Genomic DNA, 14,027 nt, shown 5'->3' with positions numbered 1-14,027 from the left:
AATAGAAAGTTCGTACTACTTAAACCGTAGTTTCTTAGTTTCAATTATTTATAACAACGTTCCAAATTTGTTGAACTTTGGATTACCCATGAATTTTCCACTATTCTACTAATTGCACACTTGATTTTTCATTTCAATTTTTTGCCATTAATTGTGGTAGCTCTGTAGGTGCTCAGGATAGCTCTGGCACCAGCGAAGGTGAGGAAAATAGAATGCATAGGAAACTGACAATTTCAGCTGCGTTATTGGCTTTCTCTATAGTTAGCCTGATGTGGTGGTATTCTTCGACAACAATGAATGAAGAAACGGAAACAACGGGTTTGCCCATGACTGTTGCTCGGGGCTACTGGCCGGGCACGTTTTGGATTGAAATTGCAGATCAAAAAGGCTGGTTTGAGGAAGCGGGGTTAGACGTTAAGCTATTTGATACTCACCCAGACTATTGGGGCTCATTGAAAGCTATGGTGGATGGGGAGATAGACAACAATAATTTTACGCTGTTTGATTTGATTCAGTTCAATATTTCTGGCTCAGATATTGTGATGGTGAATATTAGTGATAACTCAATGGGGGTAGATGCAATTGTCGCCAGTCCAGAAGTGGCATCAATAACCGATCTCAAAGGTAAAGCGATTGGCGTCGATCAAGGTACTTATTTGGAGTACATCTTAGATGTAGTGTTAAAAAGGCATGGTGTAAGTGCCAGTGATGTAATCAAAGTAAATGTATCGGGCGAAGAAGCCGCATCAGAATTTGCCAAAGGGAAGCTAGATGCTATTGTCACTTGGGAGCCTATTGCTTCTCAAGCAATAGAAAGTAGACAAGGTCACAAGCTGTTTGACACTTCAGAGATCCCAGGTATTTCACCGTCGGGGTTATCCTTTCATCGAAGTTTTATTAATGAAAGGTATGCTGATGTCCAAGCCTTTATAAACGTGTGGCATAAAACAACGCAGTTTATCTTTGATCATCCTATCGAAGCTTACAGCATCATTGCTAATATTTACGGTGTCCCACTAGAAGATGTCCAGGCATTTGCTCAACTAAACCATATCGTAGACTTACGCGGGAACGTCACTTCATTCTCTTATGGCGCTGGTTTTCAATCCTTACATGGTACCGCAAGGCAAATAAACAAGTTCCTCATCGAGCAAAACGTAACTCAATCGCAAGTCGATAGTATGACGTTTATTGATGCACGGTTTATTCGAACTGTTCAGCATTCCTCTCAACAGGTTTCGCAATGAAGTTTGCCAATAAAATCACCCTTTCAATTGTAGTCGTATCAATTATCGGAGTACCTGCGTTGGTAGTGGGTACCTTCTACTCTGCGCGAGAGTTACTGAAAAACAATATCGCTAATAGTTACCTCCAAATCGCGCAACATCAAATGCATAGCATAGACCGTGTTCTTTATACTGCGTTGCGTGATATCAAAATGATCGCTGAAGATGAAAATCTGCAAGATCTTATGCAAGAAGAATGGCAGTCAACTCAAACTTTTCCCGAATTAATTGCGACAGACTGGCATGAGAGAACTTTCCTGACGGGACCTTGGGATCAATTGATGCTAGTAGATAGTTTTGGTCGCATTTTAATTTCTACAGATAAGAGAGCGATTGGGCGAAGTATTGAGGATTACCCTCCAAGCAATACTGCCTTTAAGCATACAATCGAAGGTACAGATTACTATTCTGACCAAGTCCTTCCAGGAGAAGGTCAACGTGAAACTGTGATTTTCAGTGCGCCCATCAGAGCTAATCGGGGTGACAGCACGATTATAGGTGCAGTAATTGGTCATTTTGCCTGGCCAGTTGTAGCTCAAATCTTAGACGAGATTGCACCACCCGTAATTGTAGATTTGGTCAATAGTGAAGGAAGCGTTATAGCAAGATCCAACCCATTATTGAATGAGCGTTCTATCGATCGACAAGATGCCACGAACGAGTTCATAGAAGCATTTGGTAAAAGCTCGAAACAGGCTGGTGTTAATAATGATAATAATCATGAGTATGGCGCTTTGTTGGTGGTTTTTGCCGATCAAAATGGCTTGTTTGGATATAAGGGTAGTGGGTGGAAGCTGACGTTGAAAGTCCCACTGAAGAAGGCTCTAGCCCCTGTGAATGCATTGGCGAGACACGTTACTATACTCACGGTAGTAGTGATGCTTTGCGTGATAACGGTACTCTACTTTGTCGGCAGGTTACTAGCTCGACCCGTTGAGCGATTGACAGAAACCATAGAAGAAGTCTCACGTGGAAACCTGTCTGTGCAAGCAGATATAGATACAAGAGATGAAGTTGGAACCTTGGCTACATCGTTCAACAGAATGACTGAAATTCTGCAAAGAACCACAGTTTCGAAAGACTACGTAGACAATATACTTAAAACAATGCCAGGAGCTCTATTTGTAATTAACCCTAACGGAGTTATTGCACGGGCCAATGAGGCTGCCCTCACTCTTTTGGGGTATCAAGAACAAGCGCTTGTTGGTCAGCCATTTTCTACTGTTGTGTGTGACCCCTATGGTAAACACTTAGAAGTGAATGATCTTATCCGAGACGGTGTCATAGCCAGTAATGAGCAACGGTATCTTGATAAGAGTCGTAATAGTATCCCAGTTTTATTGTCCGGCTCTGTTATGCGTGATGACGAAGGTAGGGTTAGAAATATTATTTGTATCGCGACCGATATTCGCGATCGTCTTATATATGAGGAAAAGTTGCGCAAGTCTACTAGCGAACTTGAATCAACAAATCAAGCTTTAAGTCTCGCCAAAAATCAGCTTATCCACTCTGCAAAAATGGCATCGATTGGTGAGTTGTCGGCAGGTTTGGCGCACGAAATCAATCAACCACTTGGAGCGATTCAATTAAATGCTGAACTAATATTTTCGATAGCGGAAGAAGAGGAAGTAATTAGCAGAGAGGCCATTACTCCGATATATACCAAAATCACGGGCCAGATTCAAAGGATAACTAAGATAGTTCAGCACTTACGTACATTCAGCCGCGATGAACAGTCTGTTGAAATGGAACCAACCGATATACGTCTTATGATTGAAGAGTCGCTCATTTTGTTTTCGCAGCGCCTCCGTTTAAGCAACATCGTTTTACACCAAGATATTTCAACCGTTTTGCCGAGTGTAGAGTGCTGTAAAATTCAAATTGAGCAGGTTTTAACAAATTTGCTTTCTAATGCAGAGCACGCAGTGTCCAAAGAGAAAAACAAGGTTATTTGGATAAGAGCCTACACAGAAAATGACTGTGTAATTATTGAGGTTGAAGATACTGGACACGGTATTTCAAGCGATAACTTAAGTCGCGTATTTGATCCGTTTTTTACAACAAAAGGAGTCGGAGAAGGCACAGGGCTAGGAATGTCGATTAGCTACGGTATCGCTTGTTCACACAATGGTCGATTAAGTGTAGAAAGCAAATTGGGTATCGGAACTACTTTCACACTTTCTTTGCCTATCCAACAAAATGTGAATGTTCATATAGATCGGGGAAAATCAACCGTAACAATGGGAGCTAGCTGATGAAAATATTACTGATCGACGATGATCGAGACTTTAGTGACGCAATTTATCAACATCTGTCGAGGAAAGGGTTTGATGTTGAAATCGCTTATGATGGGGTGAAGGGCTTAGAGAAATTTAATGCTACTACTCCAGACCTTGTAATCACTGACATTGTGATGCCTGATCAGGATGGGCTTGGCTTTCTGATGGCTATTCGAGACGATTCTTTTAATTTTCCATGCAAAGTCATCGCGATTTCGGGTGGTGGACGTATAGCGGGTAATACCTATCTTGAGCTCGCGAACTCATTTGGTGTAGACGCAAGTTTGACTAAGCCGATCGCATTTAAAGACTTATACGAAATTTTTGGGCAGATAGGGCTGCTTGATTGTGTTGATAAGTAATATTTTGATTCAAAGGGGATTTACTCCATGAACAGCAATGGATACGAATTATTAAATTTTTGCTCATCGTAGCTTGTAAGCGGCTAAATGTTTTAGGGCTTTGTTGACTTTGTAGCCACTAAGACTAAGACTTAATATGAGTGTGGTTTCTCATTCTTATTCAGAGTCGCAACGTCAGGAGTCCACCATGATCGATGACATTCAGTTTTACGAACCAGACGAAAGTTATGGTTTTCTCTCCAATTTTTGCCAGTCTCCCATCGAAGTAAATGGTCAAATCTGGCCTACAAGTGAACATTACTATCAAGCCCAAAAATTTATCAACCCAATTACTAAAGAAGAGATCAGAAACTGTGATAGCCCTGATTCCGCGTTTGCTTTAAGTCGCACATATCAGGAAGAGGTAAAGCCCAGTTGGAATGATGAACGTATTGGGGTTATGCGCTTCATCGTTGAAGAAAAATTCAGTCAAAACCCCAAGTTAGCTTTTAAGCTTATCAGTACTGGAGATGCCGTTTTAACAGAGCACTCTCACAAAGATGCTTTTTGGGGGGACGGAGGCAACGGCAAGGGTGAAAATCACCTTGGTAAGATTTTGATGGAAGTCAGGGAACATCTTAAGAGTAGCGAACCATTTAGTCTGGTTCAGTTTGTTGATAAGGCCAAGCTTCCGACAAAGTGGGGCACATTCGAAATGTTTGGCTTTATTGAGCATGAGACTGGGAAGGAGCACGTAGCTCTTGTTTACGGTGACATTAGTACTGTGCCTGCCCCACTGATTCGATTGCACTCAGAATGTTTAACAGGGGATGCATTATTCAGTACGCGTTGTGATTGTGGATTTCAACTAGATCGAGCATTACAGAATATTACCAATGAAGGGGCGGGGGTTTTACTGTACTTACGTCAAGAAGGGCGGGGTATAGGATTACTTAATAAAATCAGAGCTTATCACCTGCAAGATGATGGTGCAGATACGGTAGAAGCAAATGAAAGGCTTGGTTTTGCTGCCGATATGCGAGACTACCGATTCTGTAAAGGGATGCTGTCGTACCTTGGTATTGATTCTGTGCGGCTTATGACAAACAACCCGAGAAAACTCAAAGCTCTAGAGCGAGCCAATATCGATGTTGTTGAGCGTGTAGCGCTACAAGAAGGCTGTAATATCAACAACCAACATTATCTTGCAACTAAAGCTGAGAAGCTAGGGCATATGTTTGATAGTAGTTTTATTAAGCAGTAAGGGTATTGGAGTAACTAGTATAGAGCCATCAGTTGATGGCTCTTTTTGTAGGTTAGACTAGAAATAGAGTCAATTTAGAGTTAGTACAACAATCTTTTCCTTTAGTATGTTGCTTGACCTTATCGATTTGATTTCAAGGGCCAGAGTAATTGCTTACCAAAGACATTGACCAGTGCGCCTGTCACAATTAAACCTCCTCCTAAGTAAGTCCAAATAGAAGGCATTTCATTAAATACTAAGACACCGAGCAAGGCAGAAAAGACGATTTGAATATATGAATAGGCAGATGCTTTCCCCGCTGCTTGGGTCTGCATAGCTTTCGTTAAACCATATTGACCAACTTGGGTAAAGATCCCGACGAGAACCAACACGAGTGTGAGATACAAACTTGGCCACACAAACTCGTTCCATACTAGCAACAGCGAGGTTGGCAGAGCGACAAGTGGAAAGTAAAAAATGATGACGGAACTGTCTTCGCTTTGGCTTAGCGCTCTCACAATTACGTAGGCGATTGAGCTACCAAAAGCACCGAACAATGCAGTTACAATACTAATCAATGGGAGTTCTGAGCTTGGGCCTTCACTCATTGTTGGCTGGACCATGAGCCATAAACCAGCCAGACAGAAGGCGATACAAATTATTGTTGAAGATTGAATTCGCTCTTTTAAGAACAGCACGCCAAGTAAAGCAGTAAACACAGGGTGAACGTATTGCAAAATAGTTGCTTCAGCAAGAGGCAGAGTCGTGACTGCGTAGTAAACACACATTAGTGCGATGGTGCCCACGGTTCCTCGAACAAAGAGTAAAGGTTTGTTATTGCCCCAAATGGAGATTCGTTTGCGTTTTAAATCTATGTAGCTAATAACCAGAGAAACTAGAGCTCGAGCTGCAACAATTTCAAAAACGGGGATACCATAGTTACTGACGTACTTTACACACGCAGACATCAGAGCGAAGCCGAGTGCTGAAAGAAGCATGAAGCGAACCCCTATAGGGATTTGATTGAAAGTATTATTAAGCATTGTATTGAGAGACTGATTAAAATTTGGGTGACAACAGTCACCCTTTTCGTGGGATTAAAGTAGACAAATGAGCTTACTTGTTAATCGCTAAATAAGTTCCGGCAGCGATCATCATACCGCCCGCACTTCGGTTGAGCTTCTGTTGTGCTTTGGGAGTTTTGATTATTTTAGATAGCCTCCCTGCGCCTATCGCGACACTCATTAACCCTGTCATCAATGCAACCATTGTGAGTGCGACTGCTAGTATAATGTCTTGGTTACTGAGGGATGTAAGATCCATAAATGTCGGCAAAAATGAAATATAAAACAGAATCACTTTAGGGTTGGATGCCGAAATAAGGAACCCTTGCACAAAGCCGGAAAGATTGGATTGCTTATTGATGACCATATCTTGTTCAAGAGCTTGACTGGCTTGGGGCAGTGCTTTAATCATCTTATAACCTAAATAAATTAGGTAAGCGGCACCAACGTATCGGATGGCGACAAACAATGTCGCCCAATTTTCTGCGATAGCAGCGAGGCCGAAGCAAGCAAGAAGAAAGTAGATTACATCACTAACAACCATTCCCGCAGAAAGAGCAATACAGTTTCGGGCTCCTGACACAATAGCGCGAGCAATAATAGCAAAGACTCCAGGGCCAGGTGTAACGCTGAAGATAAGCATTGCAATAAAAAAGGTAATAGCACTTTCAAAACTCATACGCTGACGCTCCGCTTGTCGTTGATTCTTTGCACACTAACACCTTTTTCTGTGACTGAAAATGACTAATGTTGCAGCGAGAAGTTCTGAGCGGAGCCTGCTGGTAGTTGACTATAAATTGGGTGTGATAACGAAAAATGAACGTCACCAAGAGACTTCGGAAAGCGAATTCCAATTTCCTGTGGAGACTGAAAAGGGTGCGTGGCTGAAAATCGAAACTCAACCACATGGCTATGTTGCGAGTCTGCCGTTTTAATGGGCGCTAATGGAATAGTCTTGCCGTTTATAGAGAGTTCGACGCCATTTTCTAGAAGCTTGTAGAGCTCTACATTGAGTCGGCTTGATGTGAGTTGTGCTTCAGTTAGGAGAACTTCGGTATCTCCCAGTAGCCAAGCTTGAGGGTCCTGAAGCCTCATCAGCCAGTTTTCTATGTCGACAAGAACTTTTAGCTCCGCTTGGCCATCGCGAATAATTAGCTCAGATGTTGTTTTAGGTACGCTGTGGCTATTCACCTGCTGGGCAGTTATACACAGCATTAAACCGCAAAATAACCAATGAGAACGCAACTTCATACATAATGCCATAGAAGCTTAAGGCATAACGATTTAATGAAAGATAATAAAAGCACAAGATCCCCATATATTGAAAACTATTTCCATTCAAATAGTAGAACGGTACCTTAGCTGTTCAAGTTAATCCGTGCCCAAATGTTACCTTGGTCATGCTCCCAACCACTTAGACTATCGATATTCCGACACTAACATCGCGCGTGTATTTGGCTCTAAAGCTTCAAATACATGGGCTTGGTCACCAGGGTAGGTGATGTAGTCGCCTTCTCCTAGTTCATGTTGATCTGAGAGAAGCCCTAGTCGTGCTCTCCCTTTAACAATGATCATGTGCTCAATAACACCTCGGTTGTGAGGTTCTGATTGAAAAGGCTCTCCGGGCTCAACTTCTAGCCAATAAATGTCGCGACTGACACTCGGAGGGCATGCAGCCAACAGGGTCGCCTTGTAATCTTCATTCTTTGAGAAAACGGAGACGCCTTCACCATAGCGGATCACCTTAGTTTTTGCTTGAGGTTCCTCGATCAAGCGAGAAAATGGAATATCCAAAACCACACAGATTGACCATAACGTTTCGATGCTAGGGTTTCCTGATCCATTTTCTAGCTGAGAAAGCGTTGATTTTGCGATGTTCGCTCGTCTAGCCACTTCTGCGATGCTAAGTCCAGAGCGTTGTCTTTCCGCACTGAGTGTTGCTGCGATCTGGGCAATTGGTGCTTTATTCATTGTCATAGGATTACAAACTTCCTTACTTTAATCTGTTCATTATAAAAAACGAATGGACGGTTTGACAAACTGTAATAGGGTGTTCAATATATAATTCTATCGTTCATTAAATCATCTGTTTGATTGAGGGTCTTGCTGTACGCAATTAAACCAGAACAAAAGAGGATGTTTGTTGTGGAATATCTATTATCCGTGGCCTTGTTTGCCATTTCATCATCGGTGACACCGGGGCCTAATAATATTATGGTGATGACATCAGGGGTGAACTTTGGTGTCAGAAAGACCATGCCCCTGCTTTTGGGGATTTGTGTTGGCTTTACTGTCATGTTGTTATTGGTTGGGCTAGGGTTTGGCCAGCTATTTAGTTTGTTTCCTCAATTAGATTTAGTGATTAAAACGCTCGGGACGACGTATTTACTCTATCTTGCTTGGCAAATTGCTAGATCGGGAAATGTCTCAAGTGGAAGTGAGCAAGCCAAACCTCTGGGCTTTGTGAAAGGTGCTTTGTTTCAGTGGGTAAATGCGAAAGCTTGGGTAGTGGCGATAGGTGCGATTTCGGCCTTTACCACCGTTGGGGATGCGTACGTTTCGCAAAACTTAACCATTGCATCAACCTTTTTTGTTGCTTCCTTTCCATGTGTCGGTATTTGGCTTATGTTCGGTTCAGTGCTGAGGCACTACCTGCAAAGCCCTAGTTACCTAAGGGTTTTTAATCTTGCCATGTCGACTTTGCTAGCCATTTCCGTTTTACCCGTTGCTATCGATATTGTCGCTCAGCTAAGCACTCAAACTTAGAGCTAAGTGTCTGTTCTCTTTCCCTTTATTTGACTTTACTGAGCCAAAAATACTGCCATAAAAGCAGTGCGTAATGCATGAGTAAATATTTGCATATGGCAGGTTTGCATAAATCTGCTTTGTGTCTCAAAAAGCATGGCTACAAATGTTGTTTTTTTAACCTAGTGCAAAAGCTCTTGTCGGATGAGTTGATTGAAAATTGTTCAGCTACTAACTCTATTAATCGAGCGGAAGTGGTTTCGATGTTTGAATTTTTGCTCCTTATTTAAAGTAATGAAGCGAATCAAAGGATGATAAAGGTTAAATAACATCATGAAAAAAATGATAAAAATTGTCTCTATACTTGGGGCTGTTGTGTTTTCTAGTTTCACAAATGCTGCGATAGGTAATTATAACGTGGTCTTAGTACACGGCTTTCAATCTGATCAACTCAAGTCTAAACCCGATAAAGCTCAAGTCGCTTTGGAAGGGCAAGATTATTGGAAAGAGTACTGGCTGCAATACGCAGATGCGCGTATCGACTGGCCTGCATATGAACGTGTCGAGGGTAAGATTGCGAGCGACTACGCATGGCCAAAGTTAAAGGAATTGTCGCAACAAGGTACATGTCAGACGGGGTGTATATTTGTTACTCACTCTGCAGGTGATTTAGTGACGAGGTATCTCCTAGACAATCAGGATAACTGGTTGACTAATGCGGGGATGACACCTTTGAATATTGTGGCCACGTTTGACTTTGCAGGGGCTGGTGGAGGCTCTGAATTGGCTGACATCGTCATCAATATAATTGAGGGCGGCGGCTTGGCAAACAGTGCGATGCGATATGCGATTTCTCTTTGGTTAGGGGAAATGCCAAACCAGCAAAACTCAGGTGTACTTAATGATCTAAAGGTTGCCAACGCTCGACAAATCGCACGACTGTCCGAACATAGGATCCCACGGATTCGTTTTATTGGTAATGGCACCGATTACTTCAAAACGACATCGGCATTTTTGCCTGGTAACGACGATGGTGTCGTAGCTGCACATTCTGCCTGCGGCGCGTCAAGTTCTGGAAAATTTGACAGTTGCTCGACAGATTTGGCAATGAACGGAAAGATTTCGAATCAGAGTAAGGGCGTTTCTAGCTTTATGCCAGAGCACTACCCTTTGGTTATGGGAGATAGTTATAGCCATAGCGATGTTGTTGGTTCAAAACATAAGGGTGAAGTGACTTCCAGTGTGAATAAGGTAGAGCTAACGAACGGTCAATATGTCGAGCTAGAAACTTATAAAGAGAGTGGCTGGTGGGGAACGAAATATCTGTATGTGAAAGACTCCTCGAAACGCACTATGTCAGAGCTTGCAGTTGCTATGAACTAGTAATCACGAGGCTATGGCTAAGCACCATAGCCTCGAACTAAAAGGATTGTTCTATGCATTGGAAACATACGGTATCTGCTTCGTCTATGCTACTCGTAATATGTGGAGTAACGGTGTGGCTGTTTGAACAAGAGAAGGATATTTCGTCAGAAGCTAAAAACTTCTCCGTGTCAGAAAACACTCAAAATAGCGTGAAAGTTAAAGAAAAAGTCGAGGAAGCGGCTGCAAGTCTGATTATAGGGCATAACGCAAATACACCTGCGTTGACCTCTTTGTCGCTGCCTTTAAAGCGAGTCGCTTATATGCATCAGCAAAAGCTCCAGTATCCGTCTTATTCTCAGCCAATTGAAGGAGATGACAGCCCTTACCTTAGCTGGAATGAATTCATTGAACAGCCTCTTCCTGTGTTAGATGGAAAGTCTACAGCCTCACTGAGTGCTAAGAAGTTCAGACACTTTTATCCAGAAGAAATTGAGATAGAGCTAAAGACAAGTGAACCAATTATCGTCGCTGAATTGAATATTGTATCTGTCGAAAGCCAGAAAGTATTGGCGTCAGTATTTTCAGATAGTCGGCATTGGGTTGTCGCTCCGGAGGTTGACTGGCCTGAAGAGATTCGCTTAGTCGCAAACGTTGATTTTGAGCGAGGGGAAGACGTGGTTAGCGCTGATATCCGTTTTTATCACCCCGTAGCAAGTGTTGTCAGTGTTGGGGATGGGTATGCTTCTGGTCCAGATATGAGGTTGCCGATTACCCTCGATATTGGTCAAGCTGGAATCTATCGAGTCAGAGCCAATTTGTACCAAAGCGGTGGAAAAGTAATTGCGTCCTTGGTTCACAAGCAGTATTTATCTGAAGGGGAACAAACTATAGAGCTCAAGACATTTAAAAGGGTTCTGCCAAAAGGTTCAAACGATCTTGAACTGAAGAATGTTGTTATTGAAAGAATGTCGGGTTATCCGGGAGAGAAGGCTGGCTATGGGCAAAGTGATCTAGAAAGTTACCCGATAGGAACGTTCAACTCCGACACCCTTAGTGACGAGGAGTATCAGATGAGTGAACAAGAGCGTCAGCAGGTGGCTTTTTTAGAACAATTGCTATGATAAGGTAATTCGTACTAGCAGCAGATTGAAAGCTATCATACAATCGAACGGTGTTTTTTTGTTATGTTGATAACTTATGACCTATAGACATTCCATTTTTCTATTAAGTCTACTTAGCCCACTCATTGGGTGCTCTAGTACGAATGAAACGCTCGCGCCTGAAGACGTTGTCAGCCAAATCCCATACACTATCGAAAAGGAAGTTAGTGACCAAGAGCCTATGCAGAAAAGTATCGATGCTCAGGTATTATTAGACACAGAACCCACAAGGCAGATTTTAACCGCGGTAGAAAGCTTAACAGATACGCTGAATGTTCTCAGTTTTGGCATTTTTGCCGGCTCGAAAATGTAGAGAAACGACCAGCTTCGCAGGAACGGCTTCCACACTCAATGTGGATTTAATGACTATGCTTTAGGAACAAAAGCGTATAAGCGGGTTATTATGCTAAGTCTACAGAGAATATTAAGAAAACTGTCGATTAGAAACCGATTGCTGTTCGGTTATTTGCTGTTGTTCATAGTTGTGATCAATATTGCTAACCTCGCTAACTATCTGTTAATGAGAGAAGTTGTCAAGCAAGGAGTGGAGAAAGAACTAACGTCGGCTACTGAGTCAATAACGAATAACATCGTCAACACGGTTGATATTACTATCCGCAGCTACTTACGTGGAATATCAGAGCAAAACCTCCAATATGTTGAGTTGTGCTATCAGCAGTTTCAGCTTGGCCAAATTACAGAGCAACAAGCAAAGCAAAAGGCGACAAGCTTCTTGTTAAGTCAATCGATAGGTGAGACAGGCTATCCCTATGTGGTTGACTCTTCTGGGGTGATTAGAGTTCATCCCAAACAACCGCTGATTAATACGAGTCTTATTTCCTTTGATTTTATTAAGCAGCAAATTCAGTCAAAGAAAGGGTATCTAGAATATCAATGGAAAAACCCAGATGAATTGGTTGAGCGGCCAAAAGCACTTTACATGGTCTACTTTGAGCCTTGGGACTGGATCATCACTTCTTCCTCGTACAGAGAGGAGTTTGCAAGTCTAATCAATATTGATGACTTCAGTGACTCGATCTCCAAGTTAAACTTCGACGAAACTGGCTATTCATACGTACTTAATCAACTAGGCGATCCTATTGTACATCCATTCGTTACAGGAAACTTCTACAACGTTACCGATTCTAATGGCAAGCTCTTTGTGCAAGAGATAATAAACAAGAAAAACGGCACGATTACCTATACTTGGCAAAATCCTCATGACGAAGATTTCCGCGAGAAAATAGCGGTCTTTAGATATCTACCGGAATACGATTGGTATATCGTTTCTTCGACCTATGTAGAAGAACTTAATCAACCGCTTGTGGAGCTGAAAATAATACATCTTGCCGTCTTAGTTTTTGCCATTGCTTTAGTGATTCCATCGAACTTAATGCTTAGCCGATCAATTGTATTGCCTCTAAAAGGTATGATGAATTGGATAAGCCAGGCGTCTGCGAGCAAGCATCCAACACTGATGAAAGATAAATCGGGTTCGACGGATGAGCTTGCCCAGTTAACGGTATACTTTAATCAGTTCTTATCTGATTTAGATAAAGCGAATCAAAAACTGCACAAAGAAATAGATGTCCGTATTGCAGCCCAAAAGCAACTTGAGAATTTAAATGAAAACCTCGAAAACAACGTGGCGCAACGCACTCTTGAGCTAAAGCAAAGTTTGGAAAGGTTAAAGCAAACGCAAGACCAATTGATTGAGTCGGAGAAGTTGTCAGCACTAGGGGGGCTTGTTGCTGGTATTGCTCATGAAGTGAACACTCCTCTCGGTATTGCGATTACTTCTGCTTCGTTAGTGTCTGACGCAAATAGCGAGCTGAATGCCGCCTTTCAGAAACAAACACTGACTAGCGAGCAATTTGAAATCAATATGAGCCAGCAACTCGAGGCACTCGAATTATTGAAAGCTAATCTAAACCGCGCTTCGTCACTGGTTCAAAGCTTTAAACAAACAGCAGTACACCAAGTATCTGAAGCATTGAGTCATTTTGTCGTTAAAGATGTACTAGAATCATTGATCGCGAGTCTCCATCCTGAAACTCGAAAAGTATTGGTCGTGCCAGTGCTAAAAGGCGATTCTAGTGTATCAATGTCAAGTCTGCCTGGCGCTCTGACGCAGGTGTTTTCCAATTTGATTTTGAATAGCGTCTATCATGCATTTGAGCAGCAACCAGAGCCCCAAATATTGATAGAGTTCTTCGAACAGAGCGAAGATGTAGTGTTCATTTATCAAGACAACGGATGCGGTGTGGAGAAGGAGCTGCACAAGAAGATTTTTGAACCCTTTTACACCACTCGACGCGGTAGTGGAGGGACTGGTATTGGGCTCAATATGGTTTTCAATTTAGTCAATCAGAAATTGAAAGGAAACCTAGAGTTTTCATCTGCGAATGGCGTTAAGTTTGTCATTACCCTTCCTAAGCAAGTTATGCTTGAGGAATGAACCAATCTAAGCAATTTATGTGAATAAGCAAGTATGATCCCCTTAGCTTGAGGTATTTACCCCACATTTTTAACAGGTTACATTGG

Annotated in this window: 13 protein-coding genes; 9 read left to right on the top strand and 4 right to left on the bottom strand. The window is 42.2% G+C overall.

Annotated features, from left to right (window positions below; translation table 11 throughout):
* Window positions 1–212: 212 nt before the first annotated feature.
* The 4 genes from ZX61_RS03275 to ribA all read left to right on the top strand — a co-directional run bounded on the left by ZX61_RS03275 (window position 213) and on the right by ribA (window position 5,170).
* Window positions 213–1,247 carry an ABC transporter substrate-binding protein gene (locus ZX61_RS03275; RefSeq protein WP_049843276.1) on the top strand — a complete coding sequence of 345 codons (1,035 nt, stop codon included), beginning with the start codon at window positions 213–215 and terminating at the stop codon, window positions 1,245–1,247.
* On the top strand, window positions 1,244–3,541 hold the full coding sequence (locus ZX61_RS03270; protein ID WP_049843275.1) for a PAS domain-containing sensor histidine kinase: 2,298 nt from the start codon (window positions 1,244–1,246) through the stop codon (window positions 3,539–3,541). Before ZX61_RS03275 ends, ZX61_RS03270 begins: the two co-directional genes overlap by 4 nt.
* Window positions 3,541–3,927 (top strand): response regulator transcription factor, encoded by a 387-nt coding sequence (locus ZX61_RS03265; protein WP_049843274.1) that lies wholly within the window; start codon window positions 3,541–3,543, stop codon window positions 3,925–3,927. The genes ZX61_RS03270 and ZX61_RS03265 overlap by 1 nt, the downstream gene beginning before the upstream one ends.
* 187 nt (window positions 3,928–4,114) lie before the next feature.
* On the top strand, window positions 4,115–5,170 hold the full coding sequence (gene ribA, locus ZX61_RS23545) for a GTP cyclohydrolase II (RefSeq protein ID WP_082173363.1): 1,056 nt from the start codon (window positions 4,115–4,117) through the stop codon (window positions 5,168–5,170).
* A 119-nt stretch (window positions 5,171–5,289) separates the two neighbouring features.
* On the opposite strand, the gene ZX61_RS03255 is transcribed toward ribA, so the two are convergent.
* From ZX61_RS03255 to ZX61_RS03240, 4 genes are all read right to left on the bottom strand, one after another.
* Window positions 5,290–6,192: a DMT family transporter gene (locus ZX61_RS03255; protein ID WP_200904210.1), complete on the bottom strand. Its 903-nt coding sequence runs from the start codon at window positions 6,190–6,192 to the stop codon at window positions 5,290–5,292.
* Between the two features lie 73 nt (window positions 6,193–6,265).
* Window positions 6,266–6,892 carry a LysE family translocator gene (locus ZX61_RS03250; RefSeq protein ID WP_049843272.1) on the bottom strand — a complete coding sequence of 209 codons (627 nt, stop codon included), beginning with the start codon at window positions 6,890–6,892 and terminating at the stop codon, window positions 6,266–6,268.
* 65 nt (window positions 6,893–6,957) lie between these two features.
* Window positions 6,958–7,464: a hypothetical protein gene (locus tag ZX61_RS03245; RefSeq protein WP_235431288.1), complete on the bottom strand. Its 507-nt coding sequence runs from the start codon at window positions 7,462–7,464 to the stop codon at window positions 6,958–6,960.
* A 168-nt stretch (window positions 7,465–7,632) separates the two neighbouring features.
* Window positions 7,633–8,190, bottom strand: coding sequence for a helix-turn-helix domain-containing protein (locus tag ZX61_RS03240; protein WP_049843271.1), 558 nt, complete (start codon window positions 8,188–8,190; stop codon window positions 7,633–7,635).
* A gap of 168 nt (window positions 8,191–8,358) precedes the next feature.
* Here ZX61_RS03240 and ZX61_RS03235 point away from each other — a divergent pair, with 168 nt between their 5' ends.
* The 5 genes from ZX61_RS03235 (at window position 8,359) to ZX61_RS03210 (ending at window position 13,941) form a co-directional block, all read left to right on the top strand.
* Window positions 8,359–8,979, top strand: coding sequence for a LysE family translocator (locus ZX61_RS03235; protein ID WP_049843446.1), 621 nt, complete (start codon window positions 8,359–8,361; stop codon window positions 8,977–8,979).
* A 312-nt stretch (window positions 8,980–9,291) separates the two neighbouring features.
* Entirely contained in the window at window positions 9,292–10,341 is a 1,050-nt protein-coding gene (locus ZX61_RS03225) for a hypothetical protein (RefSeq protein WP_049843269.1), read from the top strand.
* 53 nt (window positions 10,342–10,394) lie between these two features.
* The gene (locus tag ZX61_RS03220) at window positions 10,395–11,444 is read left to right on the top strand and encodes a hypothetical protein (RefSeq protein ID WP_049843268.1); all 1,050 of its coding nucleotides are present in this window, start codon (window positions 10,395–10,397) and stop codon (window positions 11,442–11,444) included.
* A gap of 76 nt (window positions 11,445–11,520) precedes the next feature.
* Window positions 11,521–11,796, top strand: a complete 276-nt coding sequence (locus ZX61_RS03215; protein WP_049843267.1) for a hypothetical protein — start codon at window positions 11,521–11,523, stop codon at window positions 11,794–11,796.
* 207 nt (window positions 11,797–12,003) lie between these two features.
* Window positions 12,004–13,941: a sensor histidine kinase gene (locus ZX61_RS03210; RefSeq protein WP_235431287.1), complete on the top strand. Its 1,938-nt coding sequence runs from the start codon at window positions 12,004–12,006 to the stop codon at window positions 13,939–13,941.
* Window positions 13,942–14,027: the final 86 nt, after the last annotated feature.

It is taken from the genome of Vibrio sp. VPAP30, from assembly GCF_001188205.1.
GTDB lineage: Bacteria > Pseudomonadota > Gammaproteobacteria > Enterobacterales > Vibrionaceae > Vibrio > Vibrio bivalvicida.
The sequence above is the reverse complement of the archived record's forward strand: the minus strand, read 5'-3'. Positions and strand labels throughout refer to the sequence as shown.

Bases quoted from the DNA above. Each gene is read 5' to 3' on its own strand.
- ZX61_RS03275 (WP_049843276.1), top strand. From the start codon at position 213: ATGCATAGGAAACTGACAATTTCAGCTGCGTTATTGGCTTTCTCTATA.
- ZX61_RS03270 (WP_049843275.1), top strand. From the start codon at position 1,244: ATGAAGTTTGCCAATAAAATCACCCTTTCAATTGTAGTCGTATCAATT.
- ZX61_RS03265 (WP_049843274.1), top strand. From the start codon at position 3,541: ATGAAAATATTACTGATCGACGATGATCGAGACTTTAGTGACGCAATT.
- ribA (WP_082173363.1), top strand. From the start codon at position 4,115: ATGATCGATGACATTCAGTTTTACGAACCAGACGAAAGTTATGGTTTT.
- ZX61_RS03255 (WP_200904210.1), bottom strand. From the start codon at position 6,192: ATGCTTAATAATACTTTCAATCAAATCCCTATAGGGGTTCGCTTCATG.
- ZX61_RS03250 (WP_049843272.1), bottom strand. From the start codon at position 6,892: ATGAGTTTTGAAAGTGCTATTACCTTTTTTATTGCAATGCTTATCTTC.
- ZX61_RS03245 (WP_235431288.1), bottom strand. From the start codon at position 7,464: ATGAAGTTGCGTTCTCATTGGTTATTTTGCGGTTTAATGCTGTGTATA.
- ZX61_RS03240 (WP_049843271.1), bottom strand. From the start codon at position 8,190: ATGACAATGAATAAAGCACCAATTGCCCAGATCGCAGCAACACTCAGT.
- ZX61_RS03225 (WP_049843269.1), top strand. From the start codon at position 9,292: ATGAAAAAAATGATAAAAATTGTCTCTATACTTGGGGCTGTTGTGTTT.
- ZX61_RS03220 (WP_049843268.1), top strand. From the start codon at position 10,395: ATGCATTGGAAACATACGGTATCTGCTTCGTCTATGCTACTCGTAATA.
- ZX61_RS03215 (WP_049843267.1), top strand. From the start codon at position 11,521: ATGACCTATAGACATTCCATTTTTCTATTAAGTCTACTTAGCCCACTC.
- ZX61_RS03210 (WP_235431287.1), top strand. From the start codon at position 12,004: ATGAGAGAAGTTGTCAAGCAAGGAGTGGAGAAAGAACTAACGTCGGCT.